This window comes from Armatimonadota bacterium, from assembly GCA_022563855.1.
GTDB lineage: Bacteria > Armatimonadota > Fimbriimonadia > Fimbriimonadales > Fimbriimonadaceae > JADFMN01.
In genome coordinates, this window is the sequence record JADFMN010000001.1 from 44923 (window position 1) to 69503 (window position 24581).

Genomic DNA, 24581 nt, shown 5'->3' on the forward strand with positions numbered 1-24581 from the left:
AGGCGGGCTACAAGTCGAACTTCTTTCGACTCTTGCGCCGCGGCACCGGGAAGAGCGGCTGGTCGCTTCTGATCGGAGCCTTCGTGTTGGCGAACTGTTGTTGAAACCGTTGCTCGACTCCGATGACGTACTCATCAAACTGCTTTTCAAAGTCGGAGTGCATCTGATCCATGTCGTCGAGCAGGCGAAGGATAATCTCGACGCCTGCAAGGTTGACTCCCATCCCCTGCGTTAACCTTTGGATTCTCCTAACGCGATCGATGTCCTTCTCGCTGTACAAGCGGTTCTTCGCTCCAGCTCTTGCCGGAACGACTAGTCTAAGTCGCTCGTACTGCCGCAAGGTCTGCGGATGCACGTTACAAAGCTCCGCCGCGACTCCGATCATGTAAACGGGCTGGCCACTGTCTTTCATTTGTTCTGTTTTGTTAGGTCGCTGATCTCCTTCAGCAGGGCGCGTTCCTTCTTGGAGAGCCTCTTCGGAACAGAAATCTTGACTCGAGCTCGCAAATTGCCTCGCGATCCGCCGAGCTTCGTGATACCCTGATTGGCTAGGCGGAAAACCTGGCCGGACTGCGTCCCCGCCGGGATCTTCATGCTGACCGTGCCGCGAATCGTCGGCACTTCCGTTTGGCCTCCAAGCGCTGCCAGCACATACGGCACGACGATCTCTACCTCCGTATCTTCGCCGACCCGACGGAACTTCTTGTGTTTGGCCTCGCGAATCACGACGTATAGGTCTCCCGACTGGCCATTGGATCCAGCCGCGCCCTTTCCGGGTACGCGGAGCTTTTTCCCTTCTGACACCCCCGCAGGAATTTTCACCTTCACACTCTGGGTCCGCGACTGGGTTCCGGATCCTCTGCAAGCCGGACAGGCTGAGCGGTGTCTGTCCCCCGTACGCACGCTCCCCGCGCCCCTACAGTGATTGCAAGCGTCCGCCGTCGTGTACGTCAGCTTCCGATCCGTGCCGGTGTCAATCTCCTCGAGCGTCACTTCAACGTCTCTGCTGACGTCTCGAGGTGGAACTTGCCTCACCTGAGGACCGGGCTCCTCGCCGCTCATCTGCGAGAAGATTTGTTCGAAGATCGTATCGAAACCGCCGCCGAAGCCGGTCTGAAACCGATCGCTGACGCGCTCACCGACGTTCTGCAACTGCTCCCAATTCGAACCGAGCGTATCGTACTTCTTGCGCTTCTCAGGATCGCTCAGCACGGCGTACGCTTCGCTAGCTTGCTTGAACTTGGCTTCGGCGGTCGGATCGTTCGGATTGAGGTCAGGATGGTACTTGCGGGCGAGGCGACGGTATGCCGCCTTGATCGCCTTGTCGTCCGCTCGCCGGTCGACCGACAGAATCTTATAATAATCCTTCGCCATTGCCTCAGTCAAACTCAAGAGCTTGAGTGTACTATACTCAAGTGACGTCGCTGGACCGGGAGGGGTTTCACGAGTCCCGTTCCGAAATCTCACACATTCTTCTAGGAAAGTGGCTGCCCTGGGTAAGAGAGAGTCCGGTCAGACCCGAAGATTGAGCTTGTGGACTTAGCTAGTCTTGGGATTCGTATTGAAAGGAGTGAGAACCTGCCGGTTCTTTCGCAAGCGGCAAGCCAGATTCTTCGCCTTGTCGATCATCCCGATGTCAGCTCGCATCAGGTCGAGGCAGCGATTCAGAAGGATTCGGCCATTACGGCCAAGATTCTCAAAGTAGCGAACTCAGCTTTCTACGGCGCAAATGGGGTCCCAACGGTCGGCCGGGCAGTAGCGGTGATCGGGATGAACTCCGTACAGTCGCTGGTTGTCGGCATCACCTTCCAACAGATGGCAGCGAACAAGATGGAGTGTCCGAATTTCGGAAAGCTCGAGTTCTGGCGGCACTCTCTGGCGGTTGCGACGGCAGCAAGGATCATAGGGAAGCTGACCATGGCCTCCAAAGCCGAAGAGCTGTACTGTGCCGGGATGATGCACGACATCGGATTGCTCGTGATGGATCGCTTTCTGCCGAAGATATTTGAGACAAATCTGAAGCTGTGCCAGAAGTTGAAACAGCCGCTGTATAAGATTGAAAACCAAACGCTCGGGTACGATCACTGCACGGTAGGAGGGCTGTTGGCGGAGAAGTGGAGCTTGACGAAGATCATCAAGCACGCAATCGAGTTCCACCACAATCCCGCCCTTGACGGCGAATACTATGAGACCACCTGCGTTATCGCAGCCGCTGACGCCTTAGCTCATCAGTGCGGGTTTACTAACAGCGTTCCCGGCGTCGCCTACGAAATCGACACCGAGGTAGCGGAGGCGATCGGCCTGCCGACGGAACAGTTCGCCGCCATTCAAGACGTTGTTATCTCAGAGGTCAATAGGGCACAGGAAGCGTACAGGTAGCGCTTTCCTCAATCCGGATTCGGACAAGCTCTTCAGCTAGTGGTCGTCGTCAGGCGCCTGCGCTGCGGCGTAAGCCTTCACAAGGTTGTTCATCTCGTTGTGCGGCATTTCGTCGTAGTGCGACATCGTTGCAGTAAATCGCCCGCGGCCCTTCGTGATCGATCGCAAGTCAAGCGCGTAGCGCATCATCGTCGCCATCGGGACGGTCGCCTTCACAGTAGTCTTGCCCGGGCCGGCCGGCTCCATGCCCTGGAGCTGGGCACGGCGGCCGTTCAGATCGCCAACGACGTCGCCCACTGCAGGCTCGGGAACCTCGACCTCTAGCTGTAGAATCGGTTCAAGGATGACCGGCGAAGCGCTTTCCGCAGCCGACTTGAACGCGATCGCGGCAGCAAGCTTGAACGCCATCTCGCTTGAGTCGACGTCGTGGTACGAGCCGTCGAAAACGGTTACCGCGAGGTCAACGACGGGATATCCAGCTAGGAAGCCCTTTGACAGAGTTTCATTCACTCCTTTCTCAACTGCTGGGATGAAGTTCTTGGGGATCGCGCCGCCTACAACCTTGCTGGAAAACTCGAAGCCTTCGCCTCTAGCACGAGGAGAGAGTTCGAGCCAGCAGTCGCCGTACTGACCGCGCCCACCCGTTTGCCGCTTGAATTTTCCTTGAGCTTTGGCGGTCGAGCGGATCGTCTCACGGTACGGGACCTTTGCTTCCTCTGTTACGACCGTAACTCCGAACCGCTCTTTGAGCTTAGCAATCGCCGTATCGATGTGGATATCGCCCATGCCGGCGAGGATTTCCTGGTGAAGCTCCATCTCGCGTACGTAATGGAGCGTCGGATCCTCTTCCAGTAGTCGCTCGATGGCGCCTCCAAGCTTGTCTTCGTCCGACTTGGTTTCAGGGCGAATTGCCACACGGTAGATCGGAGCGGGGAAGTCGATTTGTGGGAACGTGATCGGATGCTTTGGATCGCACAGAGAGTCTCCGGTGTGCGTATCGCCCAGTTTGGCGATAGCGCAAATGTCTCCGGCCACAACCTCTTTCGTCGCTACTGGGTTCTTGCCAGCCGGATGGAACAGGTTGTGTACGCGCTCGTCTTTGCCGCGCACGGTGTTCTGCACGTGATCGTCAGCCCTCAAAGTGCCGCGGAAAATCCGCACGTAGTTGATTTTGCCGACGAACGGGTCTGCGGTGGTCTTAAAGCAAAATGCTGCGAGCGAGCCAGATGGGTCGGCTTTGATCTTCTCGCCGTCCACTTCAACATCCTTGTACTCGGGCGACGGCAGCTCGCCTACGATCCTGTCCAGCAGCGGCGCAACACCGATGCCGCTCTCAGCCGAACCCAATAGAACCGGAATTACGCGGCCCTCCTTCATTCCAAGCAGCAGGCCGCGCTCGATCTCCTCTAGCGTCAAAGTCTCTCCATCCAAGTACTTCGCCATCAGATCATCGTCGCCCTCGGCCGCTGCGTCCATCATCTTCTCGCGACGCGCATCGGCTTCCTCCTGGTGGCCTGCCGGAACGTCCTCTATCTCGATGCCGCGGTCCCTGCCCTTGTACACCTTCATGCTCAAGAGGTCTAAGACGCCGCTGAACGCTGCCTGGTGGCCGATCGGTATTTGCACGTTCACGATCTTGTGCCCGTACCTTTCATGCAGCGACTCGATGAGCCCCTCGTAGTCGGCGTTGTCTCTTTCTAGCTTGTTGACAAAGATGCAGCGCGGAAGGTTGTGCGTCTCTGCGACCTCCCAGGCCAGGTCGAACCCGACGTCCAGATCGCGCTTCGCCTCACAAACGATGATCATCGAGCCGACGACCCGTGCGATCGCGTGCAGGTCGCCGATGAAGTCCGGATAACCCGGCACGTCGATTACGTTGATCTTGTGGTCGTGCCACTCGATCGGCAGCACGGACGCGCTGACGCTGATCTGTCGCTTCACCTCAAGCGGGTCGAAATCGCTCAGCGACGTACCGGCCTCGACGGAGCCTATGCGTTCCGATGAGCCTGCCGTATAAAGCATGTGCTCTACGAGCATCGTCTTGCCGACGCCGCCATGGCCGACGATGGCCACGTTCCGAATCTTGTCTGGGGTGTAGCTCTTCAAAATCCAATCCTACGAAAACAGGTTGAAACCGGGCTCCTGAGAGGAGATACCGGTACACCACAAGGATACTATGCGCAGGCGGATGTTCGCCCGGTCCAGAGGACTGATTTCGCCAATTCTGGACGCCCGCCGGTCCCTGGAGGCTGACAGTTCGATGGTTGCTCACAGGACTTTGGCCGTCGGCGGGAACCGCTTGTACAAGTACGGGGTTTCGATTGTATGCGAACTATAGACAAGAACGAAACACCGACCGGCTACGCTCTCCACGGCATCGAGGATGCTCCTGAGCAGTCCCGCCCGACCCTTGAGGCGGTCCAGTCGAAATACGGTATGTTGCCGAATCTTTTTCAGGTTTTCGCCGAAGTACCTTCTGCAGCGTCCGCATACGCGAGCTTAGGACAACTGTTCAGTGAGACGAGCCTTTCGCCGACAGAGCAGAACGTGGTTCTGGTCGCGATCAGCGTGACAAACGGCTGTGAGTACTGCGTTGCAGCGAACACTGCCATCGCCAAGGGCGCACAGGTGCCGGACGGCGTGATCGACGCGATCCGAGAGGGCCGACCGATCGATGACGCAAAGCTACAAGCGCTCCGAGCGTTCGTGCAGGACGTCGTCGAGACCCGCGGCCGCCCGAGCGAAGAGACGCAGAGCGCTTTCTTCGAGGCAGGGTACACGAAGAAGAACGTCATCGAAGTCATCGTAGGCGTGACGATGAAGACGCTTTCCAACTACGTCAACCACTTCGCTGAGACGCCGCTCGACGAGCCGTTTCAGCCTTTCGCCTGGTCCAAGTAACCATCGCACAGTGTCTGGGTCACAAGGACGTGGCCCAGACCAATAAATAGGGGCACTCAGAACCCGCGCTGTGCGATACTTTCTCCTATGACCCAAGTCGCCGTTTGCGCTCTCACGCTGCTCGTCACGAGCAGCACCGTCCCGCAAAGTCCGGCCTATCCTGTCTTTGAAAACGACAAGATCCCTTCGTCTGAGCACGCCGCTCGGCGGCAGGCGCTCAGGGATCACATGGGCAGGAAGAGCATCGGTGTGTTTTTCACGAATGCAGTGCACCACAGAAACGGAGATGTCAACTTTCAGTTTCGCGCAGAGTCCAACTTTCTGTACCTCACAGGGTTCGAGGAGCCCGATGCCGCTCTTGTCCTGATACCGGGCGGCGCCGTAGTCGATGGCAAGCGCGTGACGGAGATCCTGTTCGTCAACGAGGCGACGCAAAACTCGATTACATGGCTCGGGTATCGCATGGGTTCCTCCAACGTCGAAACACTCCTCGATTTCGATATGGGCGCGAGCAACGCGGCGTTCGCGGACGTTCTGAGTGCGGTGGCGCAGGCGGCTGGTGCGACGAGGCTGTATGGGAACAGCCCGCCGCAGGCAGCGACGGGGACCATGTCTAGAATGGCCAGCGCGTTCGCAAAGTGGCGCAGCGCATCGGGAGCCGCGCTGAGCAACGAGCGCTCTTGGAGCAGATACCTGGCTCGCGCGAGGGAAATCAAGAGTCCGCTGGAGCAGAAAATGGTGCGCCGGGCAGTCGTTATATCGGTTGAAGCGCACATCGCAGCGATGCAGACGACGAAGCCGGGAATGAGGGAGTATGAAATCGCCGGATTGGTCAAGTACGTTTTCGCGAGAAACGGCTGCGAATACCCCGGCTACCCGCCAATCGTCGGATCGGGGCCGAACAGCACGATCTTGCACTACAACACCAACCGCCGAATGATGCAGGACGGCGACATCATCTGTATGGACACGGCGGGGGAGTTCCACGGATACACCGCCGACATCACACGCTCGTTTCCGGTCAACGGGAAGTTCTCTCCCGAGCAAAAGGCGATCTACGAGATCGTGCTGCGCGCGACCGATGCCGGAATCGCGGCGTGCAAACCGGGTGCGACGCGCAGGCGGGGCGGGGATGTTGACCTGGCGATTAGACAGATACTCATAAAGGGCCTGCAGAGGCTCGGAATCATACAGAACGCGAACCAGCTCGGTCGCTATTACATGCACGGATGGGGGCACAACATCGGCTTGGACGTACACGACGTCCAGCCGAGGGGGACGCTCGAGCCGGGTATGACCCTGACCGTTGAGCCAGGGATCTACATCAAAGCTGGCAGCCCGTGCGACGAGAAGTGGTGGAACATCGGCATCCGGATCGAAGACAACGTCCTAATCACCGCTGACGGCCGGGTAAACATGTCGGCCAGTGCCCCAAGGACCGTTGCTGAGATCGAGGCCACCATGCGCCGATAAGGCCTTTCAGCTCAGGGCGATGCACATGGGATTTCGGACGTTCTGCTGATCGAGGACGGGTGTTCGCGGAGAGCGGGGAACAAACACCGAATCCAGGTAGTTTCACTAGGTCGTCGGAGACCAAAACCTTATATACTCATCCTCGTATCGCACGACTTTGGTTTCGAAAGGGTCTGTTGCGGCTTGAAGATCGCTCAGCAATCTGGCTTTCGACACGTGCGTATTTCAGGAGAATGAATATGATTCGAGGAGCACAAATACTTACATCTAAACCGTTCGTGACCGCAATCGCGGTCGGTTCGATTGCAGCGCTCGCGCTGCTGCCCAACCGCGCACAGGCTACACCGTTGAGGCTGGACTACACCATTCAGGACATTGGAGGCGGACTCTTCGACTACGAGTTCTTCCTGACGGTCGACAACAACGACAATACATACGCGGCAGGACAAGGTTGGAGATGGCTCATCTTTGGCGACGTGCCATCAGGGGCGCCGCCCCTAACTAGTTTCACCGGTGATTTGGGGGACATGCCGGTAGGCCCGTGGACCTTTTACGGGACTACCAGCGGAGGCCACAACGGGCCGAATCTCGGGTTCGTGCTCGACTTCTGGATACCGACGGGAATCGGCGACTCCCTTTTCTGGTCGGGAACGTCGACTGCGGTCGTGCCGGAAGGAGATCTGGACTGGAGCACGATCGCCGGTACTCTTAATGGTGGCGTCGTGGCGGATTTCGAGCACGCACACTTGGTCCCAGAGCCAGCATCGCTGTCCGTGCTGGCGCTCGGCGCTTTGGCTCTACTGAGGCGAAGACGAAAGCGCGCTGACGCGTAGATCGGTGCTGCTTCGCAGCGCAGCGAATTGGCTAGATGTCCGTGGGGCGATATGCGTTGGCGCATATCGCCCCATTCGGTTCTCGTACTGCCTACCGATCTACCGAGGATTCGTCGTGTACAACGGCCTGACCGACGAATCGGAGATTCACAGACGACACAGGGTGGACAATTCGCAGCGGCTAGTTCTGAATTGTTGGTACTCCCGACGGGATTCCCTTCGACAGGCTCAGGACAAGCTTCTCATCCCGGCTGTTGTAAAATAAGAAATCAGGACGGACTGTCTTCGAAAGCCCGTCCTGGTTTCTTGGTACTCCCGACGGGATTTCCTTCGACAAGCTCAGGACAGGCTTCTCATCCCAACGGAGGCCAAGAACTAAGCCAGGACGCACTTGCTATCGCAGCACGTCCTGGCTTAATTGGTACTCCCGACGGGATTTCCTTCGACGAGCTCAGGACAGGCTTCTCATCCCTACGGAGGCCAAGAACTAAGGCAGGACGCACTTGCTATCGCAGCACGTCCTGGCTTAATTGGTACTCCCGACGGGATTCGAACCCGCGATCTTCGCCTTGAGAGGGCGATGTCCTAAACCGCTAGACGACGGGAGCACTCGGACGGTATTTTGACACAAATGACCGGCGGCCTCAGGTTCTCCTGGCCCAACCCCACATCGGCTTGTACGTCCACGCGCGCGCCAAGTGGGTCTGGTCGTCGCTGTGATCTCCGCTCTCTGCCACGCCAGGCGACGCCACGCTCCGCGCCACAGGATTCGGCGACATCTCGGTGATCTGAATGTACGTTCCGCGATTGATGTACGGTATCGGCGGCCCGTTGGGAACGCGGATCGATCCAGGCTCGTACGACCATGTTGCCGGGTCGTCGCCGTGCCGCACCTTCAAGACGGAGAGCGCGTTCGACATCGCCTCTGTGACTACGTCCGTCGGACTGCGACCGGCGAGGTAGTCGTACTTCGTCTCAGAACGCAAAGCACGGCGAATGACCGTTGGCTGCAAGATTAGCTCGAACAGGCTGGCCTGCAAGAACGTGCCAACGTGCTGCTGAAACAGAATCTTGCGCAGTTGCCTGACGCTTTCATCGTACAGCAGAGCGCCAGCGGTGCCAGCAACGTGCCAGCCGTCGTAACTGCCCAGGTACCGCGTCAGTTCGCTCGTCTCGCCACTGGCGACCTGCGCATCGAGCACTGCCTTGAAGTCGGCAAGGAACGAGGCGGTGGACGACGCATCACGGCGAGCGATCGTCCAAGCCGCCATCTCAAGGTCGCGACGTCCGAGACGCGGCTTGTCAATCGCGCCGAGCAAGACAGTGTTTCGGAAGATACCGCCCCAAACGGGCGTGTCGAAGTTTGGCCACCAAGCGGCGGGCTTGTTGTTCCAGTTTGCGATGACGCCCGAATTCGGGTTCACCACATGGGGCATGGATCGAGTTGAGACGAAGCCCTGCCACGCGGTCTCTGGAGTGCTCGGCATCGGGAACCGGGGGTCATACCCCGCTGCCCGGAACGGCACCAGGCCCGTATAGTGATAGCCGATCTCGCCTCGCACCGTCGCGTAGAAAAGATTGAACGTCGTCGGGATTTGCGGTACTAGCCTGGCAACGTCAACGGAGGTCTTGGCCGAGTACATTTTGTGCAAGGCCGCGATTGCGGCTAGCTCGCGGTGCCGATGGGACGACTGCACGCTGTAAACGGCGTTCCCGACCCTGCTCCTCAGGATGACCGGGCCGTGATGAGTGCGCTCCACGGTGATCGTGACAGATTTCTCGCCCTTGACCTTGATCACGTGCTCGTAACGAATGATAGGTCGGGTTTCGGCACCGTATTGATACTCGTTGTCACCGACCAACGGCGCAAAAAAGATGTCCTCAAGATCCGCTGCGCCGCTCGTGATTCCCCACGCGATATCTGGCGTGTAGCCGACGATGACGACAGGAACGCCTGGCACGTCGATTCCGGCTACTCGGAGATCTGGCGAGTCGATCGCGATCTCATGGATGACGCTCGGTGAGAAGTGCCCCATCTGCGGGGCGGACATCAGCAACGGGTAACCGGTCGCCGAGCGGTCGCGCCCAACAACCACGGCATAGCTGCCGAATCGGTGCGCGACGGACAGCTCCTCGGCGACCAAATTGGACTGTTCGCTAGATGCAAACTGGATCGCCGGAAGAAGTTCCAACAGATTCGTGCGCGGGAGCAACGCGATGTGCGCTTCGGTCTGCGCGCGGCTCGGTTCGCTGAATACAGGGTGAGTTTGTGCTAACGGGTCGTCCAGCGGATCAACCGTCGGCACGGCAGCCGGATCGTTTTGCCAAGCCAGGTCGTCGATGACGTCCAGCACGCTCGCCTTGCTCGACTGACCACTGAGGTACAGGTACATCGCGTAGTTGCGCAACTCGCCTGCTCCGCCGGTTCCGAACTGCTGTAACAGATTGATTGCGATCGCTGCCGAGTCCAAGGTGGTCCATGGCTCTGGAGAGAAACCGTTGCTGCCGTATCCGGGTGGGAGCGTTCCGTCTGACGTGCGCTGCTGTATCACCGCATTCACACCCGCCGCATACTGCGAAAAGGCGTTACGGACGGACTTTGGCAGGGCGGAGAACTGTGCCTCTAGCTCGTCGTCCGTGTACCCCTTGGCAATGACCACCTTGTCGGACGCGAGCCTCGATGGGCCGAGGACCTCCGCGAGCCTTCCGCGCGTTAGGCGGCGGGACATCTCCATCTGCCACAGCCGATCTTGGGCGACCGCTCTGCCGAACTGAAAGTACGCGCGCTCAACCGTGCTGGCACGCACCAGCGGAACCCCGTAGTCGTCGCGAACGATCTCATCGCTCTGAGACGCGAGGAAAACAAGACTGACGAGCAACGCCTGCATTCCCACATCTTAGCCGCTGGCGCAGCTCGCCTGATTAGATTCCCCGCGACCTACGGGAGGTATTCGTGCTTGTTGCTGGTGATCGACTTTCTGCCGACCAGCCTGAAAATGACGTATGCGAGCCCGCCAACTATGGCGAGGGGGATGATCAGACCCAAAATGTTGCCGACGACAATGAACGCATATCGTATCGCAATTATCCCGAGGACCAGGGCTAGTATGATTTTTCCAGCTTTCATACAGTTGACTCCGGTGGAGCCTTCACGGCGCCACGAACAGTATTGTAAGTAATGAATCAGGCAAGTCCAAGTCCAACTAGGACCAGATCAGGACTACTGGCCTAGAAGATCGGGACCTTATTGGCCGCTAGGTACCATTTTAGAATCGGGATTCCTGTTTTCGGCACAGCTCATCAGCAGCCGGTTGCGGACGCTGCTCTGGAACTTGACAGCGCTCTTGTTCGGCGTTGGCTGGTTGCCTTCCTATCTGACGAGATTCAGAGGAAGCGCGGTATCAAGGGTGCGATCATCGGCCTCAGTGGTGGCGTAGACTCTGCGGTCGTCGCCTTTTTGTGCACCGAAGCACTGGGGAAGGAAAACGTCTTCTGCTTCAGCTTGCCGTACAAGACGTCGTCGCACAGCAGTGGTGAGCACGCTGCCCTGGTTGTGAAACAGCTAGGAGTAATGCGCGAGACGATCGACATCTCGCCGATGGTTGACGGCTACGTTGAAGAGCTTGAGGGAGAAATCGATCAGCACCGTGTAGGAAATGTCTGTGCAAGGTGCAGAATGACGGTGCTGTTCGACCAAAGTGCAAAGCTCGGCGCGCTTCCGGTCGGAACGGGGAACAAGACCGAACGGTGCTTCGGCTACTTCACGTGGCATGGCGACGACGCACCTCCGATCAATCCGCTTGGCGACCTGTACAAGACGCAGGTGATCGCGCTGGCTAGGGAGTTGGGCGTTCCCGAGGTCATCATTCAGAAACCACCGACTGCCGATCTAGTGCCTGGCCAGAGCGACGAGACGGATCTGGGAGTCACCTACGATATCGCAGACCGCATTCTGATCCGATCGCTGCGCGGTCAAACTGTGCGGCAGATCGAAACTGACGGGTTTTCTGCGGCGGACGTCCGGCTCGTGCGGGACAAAGTCGCAGGCACGCACTGGAAGCGTCACCTGCCGACCGTCGCGATGCTCAGCGATACGTCGATCAACGACTACTATCTCCGGCCGGTCGACTACCGTGGCGTCAAGAAGCCTCAATGAGTTCTGTGCGGTTTAAGGTAGTAGGTCGAGTGCAGAACGTCGGCTTTCGGGCGTACGCGTGCAACGCGGCAAGTTCGTCGGGCGTGACAGGCGAGGTTTGGAACTGCCGAGACGGCTCCGTCGAGGGGATTGCGTCCGGGGACTCGGTGGAAGGCTTTTTGGAGCTTCTTAAGTCAGGCCCGGGGGTTGTGACGATGGTGCGGCGCGAAGACGCACCCGACCAAACGTTCGAAGGGTTCGTCATCGTTTCGACCCGCTAAAGGGTCTTCGTGATCTTGTGAATGTTCTGTGGGTGGTCCGGATCGATGCCTCTTGCCCGTGCGGCCAGCAGCGCAAGCCATTGCCCGTAGAACGCATCCCATATCGGACTGATCGCGGGATCGGGCGTCTCTGGCGCGATGACTTGCACGCAGCCAAGATCAAAGAGCGACTGGGGGGTGTCTCCGTACACAATGGCGGCCGTCTGCGCGCCAGCGAGCGCTTTCGGGCCGTGCTCAAAGTCTGCCGTCGAATACGCCTTGCACGGCAGCAACGCGCACTCCATCAGCTTCAGCGCCGTTTCATGTGCCGAGCTGAAACTGTAGCCGCGTGCCAGCGCAAACAGTGGGCTGCACCGCAGAATCGGGCCAACCGAATCCGCTGCCGCGGCTTTCGTCAACTCAGTCCATTGATCGTCCGGCAAGATTGGCTCTTGAAGATCGGCGCCGAGCGCCCGGGCTGTCTGATAAAGAGCCAGCAGGGAAGAAGTGTAGGTCTTGGTCGCAGCGACGGCCTCCTCATCGCCGGCGCCCAGCAGCAACGTCGCGTCGGCGACCTTGGTCAGCCGTGAGGCGGAAGTGTTCGTGATGGCGAGAGTTGCATGGCCGGAAGACCTCAGATGTTCCAGCACCTCGGAGACGTCGGGCGCCTCGCCGCTCTGCGATATTCCAATTGCTAGGCAGTTCGGATATTTCAAGCGGGAGCCGTACTTGGTTATGACGGACGGAGCGGCGAGCGACACCGGGATTCCCAAGTGGATTTCAAAAAGGTACTTTGCGTACAGGGCTGCGTGGTCCGACGAGCCGCGAGCTGCAAGAAGCACCATCTCGAACCGTCGGGACTCAAAGACGCCGCGCAACTGGTCGAGGTACCGTTTTGAGTTCTCTCTCAGCGCGCTGGGCTGCTGCCGAATCTCACTCTCCATCTTCGAGCCGTGCATAGGAAGGTAATCGTACCAAGAACGGCGAATTCCCCGCCAAGCGATGTGCCAGGCATTGGGAAGCGGGTAGCTTAGAAATGGTCACAGGGATAGAAGCGCAGGTAGGGCCTCGCTCGTCCTGATCCTAACAGACGCCATGACATTGGTTGCCACGTTGATCGGCATAGCTTCGCTTGCAGGAATGCAGGAGACAGTCGAGTATCGAGACAAAGACCTCGACATAATTCTAAGGCATCCGAAGGAGTGGCGTGTCGATCGAAAGAGGCTGTTCACGCAATTCAGAATTCCGCTGTCAGATGGCACGACAGGGATTGTCGAGCTGTACGCTGTGGAATTCCGCCAGTCGGCGAGCGACTGGCAGGCGATGCAGAAAAAGGTGCAGGAGGACATTGGGCGTATAGTCGAGAGGCAGTGGCAGGAAGAGATTCTCGGCGTTCCGCTGTTGCTGACCAGGATTCGTTCATCCACGCCCAACGGTGACCAGATTACGATCGCGGGCCTGTTGTACAGCGCAACTGCGAAGAAGATGAACTTCAGAGTCATTGCGCCTGTGGAATCTGCGGACGAGGCCGACCAAGCCTGGCGCTCGTTGCTGTTGACCCTCAGAACGATTTCCGGAAAACTGCCGTTGCCGGAAGACCCGACGAAACCGCTGCCATCGGAGGGGTCCGGCTCGGACACGACCGTTTCAACGTACTCTGCGACGACAGGCCCGCCGAAGGTTCCTGTGCGAGGCGAGCAGGTTCTGACGGTGGATGCTCTTGAGACGAAGATCACCCTCTGGCTGCCACGCGACTGGAGCGTCGGGCAAGACGGCGACCGCCGCTGGATCGAAATAGACGGCTTGAAGGGGAAAATCGAGCTGGAATTTCAAGCCGGTGGGCGGGCTCAGGCATTGACGCGTGTTAGGAGGGCGACGATCAATGACCTCAAGCGGTTCAAGATCGTGCGGCTGCGGGACGAGCCGAAAGGCGCGTACAAGCCGTCTGGCGCGTACGTCGTATCTTCGCTCAGAATTGGCGAGACGGATTCCGGGGAGCTTTGCCTTTGGACGATCGTAGGAGCAGGCTCCACCGTCATCTACAAACTGCGCTACGAATCGACGTCGCTGGCGGATTACAAAGATGACCGCAAGGTGATTGAAAAGCTTATTCGAGTCATGTACGCGGACGTAGAGAAGTGATTGCGGTCATCAGCACGTCCAGCCCGCGCGTTTCTGTAGCTCTGATTTCAGACTCGGGAGCGGTCGTGAGCAGCGGTACCGACCCTGCGAAGAGGCAGGCCAGTGAAGTTGCGATTAGGCTTCTCAACGAACAGCTAGACCAAGCTCAGCTAAGCCTAAAGGACGTCGCCGCTTACGCCCCGGACGTCGGTCCGGGAAGTTTCACCGGCGTTCGGGTCGGGGTTACGCTTTGCAAGATGCTCGCCTATGCGTTCGACCGGCAGATCGTCCCCGTGACGGCATTCGACTTGATCTCTCCCGCCGAGCCGGTTGCGATCCATTGCAAGCGTGATGAATACTTCTTGCGGATTCCACAATCTCAACCGACTATCACGACCGACAAGCCTGAGAGCTGCGTGGGATACGGTGGTGATCTGGGCGAACAGCTGCTGCCAGACGCTGCGAACTTCGCCCGCGTGATGGAATCGTTGCAGGAAATCAACCCCGCTCTAGTCGTTCCGCTGTATATAGCGGAGCCCAGCATCAGCACACCGAAACGCGATATGGGTCTGGGGGGCACAGGTGTCTGACGACAGGTATCGAAGGCACGTAAGCCTGCGAGGATTCACCAGTCTGAGAGCCGGTGGTGAAGCCGAGCGGCTTTACGTCGCCCGCACGGTAGACGAGCTGGCAGGCGCTGTGGCAAGTGCGCCGGATGGCGAAGACCTCCTTGTGCTCGGTGGATGCACGAACGTGCTGCCGTCGGATCACGGAGTGCCAGGGCTCGTGATCGTGAATCGGGCATCCTCGATCCGACTGGAAGATGAAACGAATTTGATCGCGGACGTTGGCGCTCACTTTCAAGACGTGTTCTTGGCTGCTGCGCAAGCTGGTCTGGAAGGCATGGAGTTCGCCGTGGGAATACCGGGCTCGCTCGGCGGTGCGATCGTGAGCAACGCTGGCGCCTATCGCAGCAACATCGGCAGCCTCATAACAGAAATCGAGCTAATCGAATCCGGCGTGCGGAAATGGGTCGAGCCAGAGTTCTTGCAGTTCTCCTATCGGGACTCGATCATCCGCAGGCAGGAGAGGTCGGGGATTTACCTGCTCCAGGTCAAGCTGCAGTTGAGGCCCGGCAGCGCACCTGATATCTACGACCGGGCGCGCGACTATCAGAGGCAGAGAATCTCGAAACAGCCGCTTCCGGCGAGCGCTGGAAGCTTCTTCAAGAACGTGTACGATCGGGCGCTCGCCGAGTCGTTGGAAAACCTCCCGGATAGGTTAAAGGACGCTGGGGTAGTGCCTTCCGGTTACTTGATCGAAGCGGTTGGACTCAAGGGGTTTCGATACGGGGGAGCGCTGATTTCAGAAAAGCACGCAAACTACATTGTGAACGAGTCCGGAGCCAAGGCGTTTGCGATACGGCAGCTCGCAGAGTACGCCAAGAGCGCAGTTTCCGAACGGTTCGACGTGCAACTGGAGGAAGAGGTGCTGTACATCGGCGACTGGAGCCGCTTCAGGCAGGAGCAGATCGGCCCGTAGCGGCGCGAATCACTCGATTTCGAGCGAGCCGAACCTCTTCTCCGCGTCCGACATGTCTGCGGTCAACGTTCGATACGCCCAATGAATCTTCTTTTGAATGTCTGCGGCCTGCCGGCGTTCATCCGTACCGGGCTCGAGATTCATCGGCTTTGTGCGACGATTGAGCTTCGTGAATTTATGGTGGATTTCTCTAAACGACGCGCCTTCCTCGACCCCCAACACGTGCCGTGCGGCCTCGATTGGCGTGGTGCCTTCCGCCACGTATAAGACCGTCCTTTCGGAATCCGGTTCAGTAGCAGATACGCCTTTGGGCTGCCTGCGTTTGTATGTAGCGGCGTCCAGTTCTCTCAGCGCGTCCTGCCGCTCCCAACTCTTGATCCGATCCCACTCGCGGTTGATGTAGCCGCGAAGCAAGTTATAGGCGCGTTTTCCCACACTCATCTCAGTCGGTCTCCAATCATCTCGTCAGCCTCTTCAATCGTTGCGGTGAGCGTCTTCAGCCGATCCACCATACCTGGCAGGTCGTCATCGTCCAGGTCTTCCACCCCGGAGGACTGTCCGGTGTTCAGCAGGCGGTCCTTGACGTCGATCATCGCATCTGCGGCCGAATTGACGGTACTTTCGATCTTCGCCATGCCCGCTTGAATCTCCTCGTACCGCTCGAGTACTCCGCGCCAAGACGAAATGGCGCTCAGCAGCGACTGGCGCTCCTCGTCGCTCATCTGACTGGCCAACTTCTCCTCAAGCTGTGCAAGTTTGAACTCCGCGGATTTACGGTCCTTGATGGTGCGAGAAAACCCGTCGTAGGCGTCTACCCGCCTCGACGCCTGCTCTATGATGGCGTCGGCCTCGCGCAGCGCCTCCTGGCTGATCGACGCGAACTCCGGGCGAAGCAGGCCGGATCGGACCGCCTTGTCGAGCTCTGCTCGGGCAGCGACGAGCGGTTTGATCAGCTGACGGCCGGCAGCGGTGAGGTCGCTTTCGTGTCGGCGCCTGCTCGACTGCTTGAAGCTCAGGTACGCAACGGTCGCAAGCCAGCCTACAGCACCGGCAAACAGCAGCGGCATGTACCACACAGCGCCGATCACCGCTATCGCGGCGAACAGAATCGAAATCGGGTTCTTGACTGCATCCATCGCGCTCACAACCGGATGTGCAAGGTAAGGCCCACGTCAGACCACTCCATGCCCCTCAACCTGACAAACGGTTCCCAGCTAAACTTGTTCGTCACCGGCATCTCCATCTGGATTCGATACCAGTCAGTCGATTCGTTCCACGACTTGGACCACGCGATCGTGACGACGTAATTGGTTTTGCGCGTCGAAAACCGAAACCGCAAGTCAGTCAGATCTCGGTTTTCGTCCAAAATCGTCTCTCCCTCTCGCAGCGCGATCCACTCGAAGTCGAACACTCCGCCAAACGCATCGTAGGTAGCGTCGAAGCCGTAGGCCAGCCGGTAACCGCGTCCGCGCCCGACCCCATCCTCGGGCCTTTGGAACTGGGTCAAGGCCGTCCCCTGGATAGCGAAGTGGTTTCCGGTTGCGAGGCTGATGCCGACGGAGCGACCGATCCGAGCGACTACGCCCTTCGTCAGCCGCGACCCGTTGTCGCAGACGGCGATTTGAATCGGGACGTCGTCGAAAACAAGATGAGTATCGTAGCGAGCAGCCGGAACGGTCTCGCGCAAGATGTTCTGCTGGCCAAACGGCAGATACTGCTTCCCAACTCTCCAAGTGCCTCTGGATTCAATGTAGTACTCGTCCAGCGAATCTGGATCACCGTCGTTGTCGATCTTTTCGAGGCGCTGCGTTATTTTTATCCTGTTGCCGGTCTCGAGAATGATATGGAATCCCAGCACGCTGTACCGCCCCAACGGGTCGTACCATCGCACGCGGCTGGTCATGCCGCTGTCTTGGAAAAACGTCGGCCGCAGGTCGAAGAACAGCGCGACCTCCGGGGTCTGCGCCAGTGCAACGCTCGACAGTGATGCCGCCACCAAGCAGGGGAGGGCTATTCGCGCATGTCGCATATACGACCGATAACCTCCGCAAGCGGCACAACCGACTGTTCGCGGCTGTCCAAGTCCCTCAACGTGACAGAAGAGCTGCTCAGCTCGTCGTCGCCGATCACGATGGCAAACCTTGCTCCGGCGCGGTCCGCTTGCTTGAACTGCTTTGACACCGGGCGATGATCGAGATCGTACGACGCGCTCAGCCGCTTTGCCCGACAAGCGCGGGCCAACTCTGCGATCGGCCTCCACGCCGACTCGGAGGCAGCAACGAGATAGACGTCCAGGCGCGGCTTGCTCAACTCGACGCCTTGACCCTCCATCGCCATCAGCGCTCGCTCAATGCCCATGGCGACGCCGACGCTAGGTGTATCGGGCCCGCCGATGTCAGCGACGAGGCCGTCGTAGCGGCCACCGCCGCAGAGGGCGTTCTGTGCGCCGAGGCCGCTGTCCTGCACTTCGAACACCGTGTCGGTGTAGTAGTCGAGCCCGCGCACGATCTCTGGCGCAAGCTCAAAGCTCACGTTCGCATCCGACAGCAGCGACTGTACTTGCTCGAAGTGCTGACGGCTCGAGTCCTCAAGATAGTCGGTGATGAGCGGTGCGCCCTCCATTGCGCGCTGGACTTCTGACGACTTGCTGTCGAGTAGGCGCAGCGGGTTCTTTTCAGCTCGATCACGGATATCCTGATCCTGGTCCTTGAGCCACGCGTCGGCGTGCTCCAGTAATGCCGCGCCGTACTTCTCGCGAGTTGCGGCTTTTCCAATGCAGTTGAGCTTGACCGTCACTCCGCTTAGGCCGATCTCTTCGTAAAAGCCGACAGTCAGCTCGATCACCTCGGCGTCCGCGCTGGGAGACGAGCTTCCGATCAGTTCGACCCCGACTTGGTACGATTCGCGGTGTCGCCCTTTTTGGGGGCGCTCGTAGCGGTAAATGCGCGTGTTGTACCAAAGCCGCGCAATCTGCCCGGACCCCGCCAGACCGCCTTCCAAGTACGCGCGCATCGCGGGTGCGGTGGCCTCCGGCTTCAAGGTCATGCTGCGATCCCCCTTGTCCGTGAAGGTGTACATCTGCTTTGTGACGATGTCGCTAGTGTCACCGCTTGTCCGGGTGAAAAGGTCTGTCGGTTCAAAGGTCGGAGTGCGGATTTCCGAATACCCGAAGCGCGACGCCAGACCAGCGAACGCAGATTCGACGTGCTGCCATCGAAACACTTCGTCTGGCAGAACGTCGTGCGTGCCGCGAGGTCTTGAGTATTCGACCGACATCAGCCAAGGTCACCGTTGAGGGCTGTCTTCAGGTACCAGTCGAAATCACCTAATGGCATCGACCGTGGCTCGCCAAGCAGCCTTGCGTGCAAAACGACCTTGGCGACGCTTTCGAGCGACTCGATCCGGTACGCGGCTTCGTAGACGTCCTTGCCGAGAGCAAGCGCGCCTCTGTGGCTCAGGAGGAACGTCTTGTGGTCAGCTATGTACAGGCGCATCAGGTCTAGGTCATCCTGAGTCCCGGGCCGGGCAAACGGCACCGACGCCACGCTGCCCAGCTCGGACGCTGACTCGGGGAGCAAGTTGTCCGGGATGTCGTCGCCCACTAGGCTGAAGCTGGTCGCAATCGGGGGAAACGCTTGAACAACGGCGCCGCAGTCCGGGCGAAGGCGATAGATTTCCTGGTGAGTCAGAAGGTCAGCGTGCGCAGCATCCTCTTGCGATTTTTTGGTCGATGATTTGGCCTTGCTGGTCGACTTCGCTCTGATCGGTAGGACGAAGAGATCGCCAGGATCGAGATGCCCCTTGCTCTGCGCGCTAGGCGTACATACCATCTTGTTGGCGGACAATCGAGCCGTGATCACCCCTTGGCGACCGTTGACCAACCCTCCCTGCCACAAGAGATGGCCGACGTCGCAAATCGCCCTGCGCAACTGAAGCTCTGACATGACAACCAGATTATGACAAAACGAACGGGCTGGTTATCAGGCCGCCGCGACTTGGCCGATAAACTCGACGTCTGCCTGGCTCGATACTTCGTTGAACGCTAGTACGGAGAGGCTCGGATTGAACCGCTCGATCAGGCGGCGAAGAGGGAGTCTCAGGTTGTTCCCGCATAACACGACCGGCTGCTTTCCTTCGGCCATCGCCGTATCGGACTGCTGTTGAAGGTCCTCCAATAGCTTGCTCTGGTCGGCCGGCTCCAAGGCCAGGATCGACCCGCCCGGAGTGTGCTGAATCGCATCTTGAAGGGTTCGCTCGTAGGGAGGGTCAAGCGTGATGCAGTACACCCGGCCGTCTTCGTCGGCGTATTGGCGCGTGATGGTGCGGGCGATCGCAGCCCGCACCAGCTCTCCGAGTTGCTCGTTGTCTTTGACGCGCCCTGCGAAGTCGGCCATCGTTTCCAAGATGGTGACGAGATCGCGGATCGGGATCCGCTCTCTGAGCAGATGTTGCAGCACCTTCTGGATGTCCCCGATCTGCACGATTTCAGGCACCAGTTCGTTGACTACCGTCTCGTTGGCTTCTTTGGCGTTCTCCAGAAGCGTGTTGACGTCCTGTCGCGTAATCAGCTCCGCCGCGAACGTCTTGACGATTTCTGCCAAGTGGGTAGCGATCATTGCTGCCGGCTCGACCACGGTGTATCCGTTTCGCTCTGCGTGTTCACGCTGTCCCGGGTCGATCCACACGGCGTCCAGGTCGAAGACAGGCTCCTTCGTCTGCGTTCCGCTCAGAGGCGACAGTACGGCTCCACCGTCGATGGCCAGCACCTGATCAGGATTCGCCATGGACTTTGCGACAGTCTCGCCCCTCACCTTGATCACGTAATCGGTCGGCGCCAACTCCGCGTTGTCGCGTATTCGCACGCTCGGCATGACGAAGCCGAGTTCGATCGCCAGTTGCCGGCGGGTCGCTGTGACTCGATCTGCTAAGTCGCCGCCGACTCGCGAATCGGCGAGTTTCGTCAGCCCATAGCCGATCTCGATCTCCAGCGCATCAACCTGGATGAGCGGGAGGACAGCCTCGGGCCCTGTAGGAGCAGGCGATGCCTCTTCAGCCTGGGCCTTTGCTTCGGCCTCGGCCTCGTCGCCGTCTCCATCTATCAGATTCCTTAGTTCTTTGTTTCGGCCGATAAAGTGGCTGACGCAGAAGATCGCGCCACCGATCAGGCCGAACGTAAGCAGCGGAAACCCGGGGACTAGGCCGAACAGAGCCATGGCGATTCCGGCAGAGCTGAGTGCCTTGTGCTGCCCAAGTACCTGACCGAAAATCGTTTCACCCATCCCCCGGTCTTGGCCTGCTCGCGTTACGAGCAGGCCGCTAGCCGTGGAGATCAGAAGGGCTGGAATCTGCATGACCAGCCCTTCTCCGACGGACAGAATTGCATATGTCTGGAGGATGACCATCGCATCCCCCTCGCCCCGCATGAAACCGACGATAAAGCCACCGATGATGTTCACGACGATGATCAGCATCGAGGCAATGGCGTCGCCTTTGACAAACTTGCTCGCACCGTCCATCGCTCCGAAGAAGTCGGCTTCCTGCTTGACTTCCTTGCGGCGGGCTCTAGCGCCAGCTTCGTCGATCAGTCCGGACGCCAGATCGGCGTCGATCGCCATCTGTTTTCCGGGCATGGCGTCCAGGGTGAACCGCGCTACAACTTCCGACACGCGCGTCGCACCGTTCGTGATGACGATGAACTGCACGATCATCAGGATCAAGAACGTGACGAATCCGACGACGAAGTTGCCCCCGAGGACGAATTCGCCGAACGTCTGGATGACGCGTCCACCGTCGGCAGTGCCCAGAATCAGCTTTGTAGCCGCGATGCTGAGCGCAAGTCGGAAGAGAGTCGTGATCAGCAGAAGACTGGGAAAGACGCTGAACTCTAGCGGGTTCTTCACGTTGACGGTGGTCAGGATGATGATGACCGACGCCGCGATCGCCATGACCAGACCTATGTCGAGCGCCCAATGTGGAATGGGCATGATGAGCATCGAAACGATGACGAGCATCGCCACGCCCAGCATCAAATCGGTGTGCCGTAGGATTTTCTGCAGGATCGACATGTGATTCGAATTTGGGGCGCACTACCGGCCCATTGGTTGTATCGGTATTTTTGCCGGGTGCAGTAGGGTTTTTCGCCAATTCTGAACCTGGACGGGCCGTATTTCCGGCACTAGACCGTGCCCGTCGTCGGGTACCATCTGCTTCCGTGCGCGCTCGTAGCTCAGCGGATAGAGCACCAGCTTGCGGAGCTGGGGGTCGAAGGTTCGAATCCTTTCGGGCGCGCCAGATTCTTGGCTGACGCGTACCTGTGTCAGTCGTAAGACGTCTCCAATTTGAACGGTGCGAACCATGAAGCGGCTACTCCCAACAACCTTGCTCTTGCTTTTTGTCGCGTCGGCGTTTGCCGGCGTGACGATGCCTGCGGTGTTCAGCGACAACATGGTGCTGCAGCGCGATCAGCCGGTCAGGCTTTGGGGCTGGGGGACTCCCGGCGAAGAGGTTCGCGTGATCGTCGATGAGGAGAAGTGGCTGGTACAAGTGGACGATAACGGCCAATGGGGTGTGACGCTGTCAGCGCACGAGGCTGGAGGTCCGCACGTTCTCACTGTCGAGGGTTCCAACAAGCTGGAGTTCAAGAACGTGATGTTCGGCGATGTGTTCATCTGTTCTGGGCAGTCGAACATGCAGTTTGCAGTCCGCCAAAGCAATAACGCGACCGAGGAGATCGCGAATGCGACCGACAGGGGGATCAGGCTGTTCGAAGTGCCCCGCGTTTCCAGTGAGAGCCCCTTGGCTTCGGCCGGAGGCGGCTGGGCGGTCTGCTCGCCGGAATCCGTCGCTGGGTTCTCGGCAGTAGCTTACTTTTTTGCCAAGTCGATCCGGGTGAGGACTGACGTCGTGATCGGGCTGATCCATACGTCTTGGGGTGGCACGCCAGTCGAGTCGTGGATATCCCGACCAGGACTCCGGCGCATACCGGAGACCAGCGTGCTCCTCGACGATCATCTTGAGCGCATGGCAAGTCCGCAGCTCATGGCCTCCGCCCCTGCATCCGCAAGGCGCCCTGCGTGGTTCCCAGGAGGGCTGTACAACGGCATGATCGCACCGTTCACCAAGTACGGCGTTCGAGGAGCCATTTGGTATCAAGGCGAGTCGAACACCGGAAATCCGTCGCTGTACCGCCGCACGTTTCCCGAGTTAATCCACAACTGGCGAAGAGCGTGGGGGCAGCGTTCATTTGTGTTTTATTTCGTGCAGCTGGCCAATTTCAGAGGCAATCCAGGTTGGCCTGGGCTGCGTGAGGCGCAGTTCATGGCGCTCGACTTGCAGGAGACCGGTATGGCGGTGACCATCGATATCGGCAACACCAACGACATCCATCCGAAGAACAAGCAGGACGTAGGCTATCGACTAGCCCGCTGGGCGCTCCGCGACATCTACGGTCTGTCCGTCGTGCCGTCAGGTCCGCTGTACGCCGGGCTCAAGCGCGTGGGCGCCCGCCTTGAGGTGAGCTTCGATTTTGGCAGTGGCTTGAAGCCTAGCAGCGGGGAAGCGTTGCTCGGATTCGAGATTGCTGGGGCAGACCAGAATTTCGTCCCGGCCCAGGTCCAAATCAAGGGGGACAAGGTGGTTGTCTGGAGCGATCAGGTGCAACTGCCGGTCGCAGTCCGGTACGGCTGGCTGGCCGATCCGAACTGCAACCTGGTCAACGATGCGGGGTTGCCGGCCAGCCCGTTCCGGACGGACGACTGGAACTAAGCGGAACGCTCCGACTGAGCTCAGTCGGAGCGTTCTATATGTCCTATAGGACTTATACGACCTATACCGATCTAGTCCACGGCCATCGGCATGACGACGCAGAAGTGGTCGTCACCACCCTCTGTCGGCCTGAGTACAGCAGGGCGCGATGGCTCGGTCATCTCAGTCGCTATTCCATCCCCGTTGAGCGCGTTGAGCGCGTCCATCACGTACTGGCCGTTGAAAGCGATCTTGATATCGCCGTTCTTGCTGACGCAGGCTACTTCCTCGCGGGCCTCGCCCTTGTCCTCGCTCCTGGCGGTGATAACGATCGTCTCGCCTTCACCGGTGAGCCGGACTCGGTTGGCGTTGTCTCGGGCCAGGATCATCGCTCGGCGCAAGTTGTCGTGAAACTCTTCGCGGTCTACCGTCCAGGATCGCGTGTACTCCTGCGGCACGACCCTCTCCCAATTTGGATACTGGCCCATGAGCAACTGGGAAACGACCTTGGAACTCCCGGCTTCGACGAGAAGGCGTGAGTCATCGAACCGGACCGTGATGGTCTCTTCCTCGTCGACGGGAAGTTGCCGCAAGGTCTTCAGCGCTTTCGCAGGGACGATCGCGTCGATCTTAGATCCAATGCCCTCTCGATGAATCCGTTGGACCGCTAGGCGGTGCGTATCCGTCGCCACGAGGGTCAGCACCTCTCCGTCGTAGGAGAACAAGACTCCGGTCAGCACGGGCCGGCTCGAGTCGTCCGATACCGCGAAGACAACGCCAGACACCGCTCGCACGAACTCACTGAACGGAAAGCTCAGCTCGGAGGTCGGTTCAACGCTGGGCATCGGAGGGAACTCGTCCGCCGTCAGCGCCATCATCTTGAACTCGGATTTGCCGCACTGCAAGAGCACCGTGGTGCCTTCCAGGGCTATTTCAACCTGACCGTCGGGCAAAGAGCCGACGATGTCGGACAGCAGCTTGTACGGCACGCAGATCGAACCGGGAGTTTCGACGTTGGCGGCCGCGACGCTTTCGGCCCACAGCTCGCCGTCGCAGCCCAGCAGATTCAGCGCTGATCCTGCAGCCTCAAGTCGAATCGATGATAGGACTGGAAGCGCGGTGCGGGTGCTGCACGCGGAGCCAGCGATGGCCAGCGCCTCGGCCAAGTCCTTTCTAGTTACTGTAAGCTTCATG

The 24581-nt window shown here is 59.1% G+C and carries 23 protein-coding genes and 2 tRNA genes; 11 read left to right on the plus strand and 14 right to left on the minus strand.

The window, feature by feature from the left end; all coding sequences use genetic code 11:
- Positions 1-7: 7 nt before the first annotated feature.
- Together IH944_00175 and IH944_00180 are read right to left on the minus strand one after the other, a co-directional pair.
- The gene (locus IH944_00175) at positions 8-412 is read right to left on the minus strand and encodes a helix-turn-helix transcriptional regulator (protein MCH7902964.1); all 405 of its coding nucleotides are present in this window, start codon (positions 410-412) and stop codon (positions 8-10) included.
- Positions 409-1374: a J domain-containing protein gene (locus IH944_00180; protein ID MCH7902965.1), complete on the minus strand. Its 966-nt coding sequence runs from the start codon at positions 1372-1374 to the stop codon at positions 409-411. The genes IH944_00175 and IH944_00180 overlap by 4 nt, the downstream gene beginning before the upstream one ends.
- Before the next feature lie 159 nt (positions 1375-1533).
- On the opposite strand from IH944_00180, the gene IH944_00185 reads away from it, so the two are divergent.
- Entirely contained in the window at positions 1534-2379 is an 846-nt protein-coding gene (locus IH944_00185) for an HDOD domain-containing protein (protein ID MCH7902966.1), read from the plus strand.
- Between the two features lie 36 nt (positions 2380-2415).
- Here the strand turns inward: IH944_00185 and IH944_00190 are convergent, their stop codons facing one another.
- On the minus strand, positions 2416-4485 hold the full coding sequence (locus IH944_00190) for an elongation factor G (protein ID MCH7902967.1): 2070 nt from the start codon (positions 4483-4485) through the stop codon (positions 2416-2418).
- A 219-nt stretch (positions 4486-4704) separates the two neighbouring features.
- Here IH944_00190 and IH944_00195 point away from each other — a divergent pair, with 219 nt between their 5' ends.
- From IH944_00195 to IH944_00205, 3 genes are all read left to right on the plus strand, one after another.
- The gene (locus tag IH944_00195; GenBank protein MCH7902968.1) at positions 4705-5280 is read left to right on the plus strand and encodes a carboxymuconolactone decarboxylase family protein; all 576 of its coding nucleotides are present in this window, start codon (positions 4705-4707) and stop codon (positions 5278-5280) included.
- Between the two features lie 87 nt (positions 5281-5367).
- Positions 5368-6753, plus strand: coding sequence for an aminopeptidase P N-terminal domain-containing protein (locus tag IH944_00200; protein ID MCH7902969.1), 1386 nt, complete (start codon positions 5368-5370; stop codon positions 6751-6753).
- 239 nt (positions 6754-6992) lie between these two features.
- Entirely contained in the window at positions 6993-7586 is a 594-nt protein-coding gene (locus IH944_00205) for a PEP-CTERM sorting domain-containing protein (protein ID MCH7902970.1), read from the plus strand.
- A gap of 531 nt (positions 7587-8117) precedes the next feature.
- On the opposite strand, the gene IH944_00210 is transcribed toward IH944_00205, so the two are convergent.
- The 3 genes from IH944_00210 to IH944_00220 all read right to left on the minus strand — a co-directional run bounded on the left by IH944_00210 (position 8118) and on the right by IH944_00220 (position 10713).
- A tRNA-Glu gene (locus IH944_00210) sits at positions 8118-8194 on the minus strand.
- Between the two features lie 36 nt (positions 8195-8230).
- Entirely contained in the window at positions 8231-10474 is a 2244-nt protein-coding gene (locus IH944_00215) for a penicillin acylase family protein (GenBank protein MCH7902971.1), read from the minus strand.
- Between the two features lie 50 nt (positions 10475-10524).
- Positions 10525-10713 (minus strand): hypothetical protein, encoded by a 189-nt coding sequence (locus tag IH944_00220; GenBank protein ID MCH7902972.1) that lies wholly within the window; start codon positions 10711-10713, stop codon positions 10525-10527.
- Between the two features lie 150 nt (positions 10714-10863).
- On the opposite strand from IH944_00220, the gene IH944_00225 reads away from it, so the two are divergent.
- Both IH944_00225 and IH944_00230 read left to right on the plus strand, forming a co-directional pair.
- Positions 10864-11742, plus strand: a complete 879-nt coding sequence (locus tag IH944_00225) for an NAD+ synthase (GenBank protein MCH7902973.1) — start codon at positions 10864-10866, stop codon at positions 11740-11742.
- Positions 11739-12002 (plus strand): acylphosphatase, encoded by a 264-nt coding sequence (locus tag IH944_00230; GenBank protein ID MCH7902974.1) that lies wholly within the window; start codon positions 11739-11741, stop codon positions 12000-12002. The genes IH944_00225 and IH944_00230 overlap by 4 nt, the downstream gene beginning before the upstream one ends.
- On the opposite strand, the gene IH944_00235 is transcribed toward IH944_00230, so the two are convergent.
- On the minus strand, positions 11999-12940 hold the full coding sequence (locus IH944_00235; protein MCH7902975.1) for an SIS domain-containing protein: 942 nt from the start codon (positions 12938-12940) through the stop codon (positions 11999-12001). The two genes, IH944_00230 and IH944_00235, sit on opposite strands and share 4 nt — an antisense overlap.
- A gap of 136 nt (positions 12941-13076) precedes the next feature.
- On the opposite strand from IH944_00235, the gene IH944_00240 reads away from it, so the two are divergent.
- From IH944_00240 to murB, 3 genes are read left to right on the plus strand one after another with little or no spacing between them, the layout of a single operon-like run.
- Entirely contained in the window at positions 13077-14123 is a 1047-nt protein-coding gene (locus IH944_00240) for a hypothetical protein (GenBank protein MCH7902976.1), read from the plus strand.
- Entirely contained in the window at positions 14120-14692 is a 573-nt protein-coding gene (tsaB, locus tag IH944_00245; protein ID MCH7902977.1) for a tRNA (adenosine(37)-N6)-threonylcarbamoyltransferase complex dimerization subunit type 1 TsaB, read from the plus strand. The genes IH944_00240 and tsaB overlap by 4 nt, the downstream gene beginning before the upstream one ends.
- Positions 14685-15644 carry a UDP-N-acetylmuramate dehydrogenase gene (gene murB / locus IH944_00250; GenBank protein ID MCH7902978.1) on the plus strand — a complete coding sequence of 320 codons (960 nt, stop codon included), beginning with the start codon at positions 14685-14687 and terminating at the stop codon, positions 15642-15644. The genes tsaB and murB overlap by 8 nt, the downstream gene beginning before the upstream one ends.
- A 9-nt stretch (positions 15645-15653) precedes the next feature.
- Here the strand turns inward: murB and IH944_00255 are convergent, their stop codons facing one another.
- The 6 genes from IH944_00255 to flhA are packed head-to-tail and all read right to left on the minus strand — an operon-like array spanning position 15654 to position 21709.
- Positions 15654-16085, minus strand: coding sequence for a hypothetical protein (locus tag IH944_00255; protein ID MCH7902979.1), 432 nt, complete (start codon positions 16083-16085; stop codon positions 15654-15656).
- A complete protein-coding gene (locus IH944_00260; protein MCH7902980.1) occupies positions 16082-16780 on the minus strand; it encodes a hypothetical protein in 699 nt (232 codons plus the stop codon). Before IH944_00260 ends, IH944_00255 begins: the two co-directional genes overlap by 4 nt.
- Positions 16781-16785: 5 nt before the next feature.
- Positions 16786-17673 (minus strand): hypothetical protein, encoded by an 888-nt coding sequence (locus IH944_00265; GenBank protein ID MCH7902981.1) that lies wholly within the window; start codon positions 17671-17673, stop codon positions 16786-16788.
- The gene (locus tag IH944_00270) at positions 17655-18920 is read right to left on the minus strand and encodes a histidine--tRNA ligase (protein MCH7902982.1); all 1266 of its coding nucleotides are present in this window, start codon (positions 18918-18920) and stop codon (positions 17655-17657) included. The genes IH944_00265 and IH944_00270 overlap by 19 nt, the downstream gene beginning before the upstream one ends.
- Complete coding sequence (locus IH944_00275; protein ID MCH7902983.1) at positions 18920-19588, minus strand: class II aldolase/adducin family protein; 669 nt, start codon at positions 19586-19588, stop codon at positions 18920-18922. The genes IH944_00270 and IH944_00275 overlap by 1 nt, the downstream gene beginning before the upstream one ends.
- A gap of 36 nt (positions 19589-19624) precedes the next feature.
- Positions 19625-21709 carry a flagellar biosynthesis protein FlhA gene (flhA, locus tag IH944_00280; GenBank protein MCH7902984.1) on the minus strand — a complete coding sequence of 695 codons (2085 nt, stop codon included), beginning with the start codon at positions 21707-21709 and terminating at the stop codon, positions 19625-19627.
- A 150-nt stretch (positions 21710-21859) separates the two neighbouring features.
- Between flhA and IH944_00285 the strand changes: the two genes are divergently transcribed.
- A tRNA-Arg gene (locus IH944_00285) sits at positions 21860-21935 on the plus strand.
- Between the two features lie 63 nt (positions 21936-21998).
- Positions 21999-23408, plus strand: coding sequence for a sialate O-acetylesterase (locus IH944_00290; GenBank protein ID MCH7902985.1), 1410 nt, complete (start codon positions 21999-22001; stop codon positions 23406-23408).
- Positions 23409-23479: 71 nt separating this feature from the next.
- Here IH944_00290 and dnaN read toward each other — a convergent pair whose 3' ends face one another.
- Positions 23480-24580 (minus strand): DNA polymerase III subunit beta, encoded by a 1101-nt coding sequence (dnaN, locus tag IH944_00295; protein ID MCH7902986.1) that lies wholly within the window; start codon positions 24578-24580, stop codon positions 23480-23482.
- Between the last annotated feature and the right edge of the window lies 1 nt (position 24581).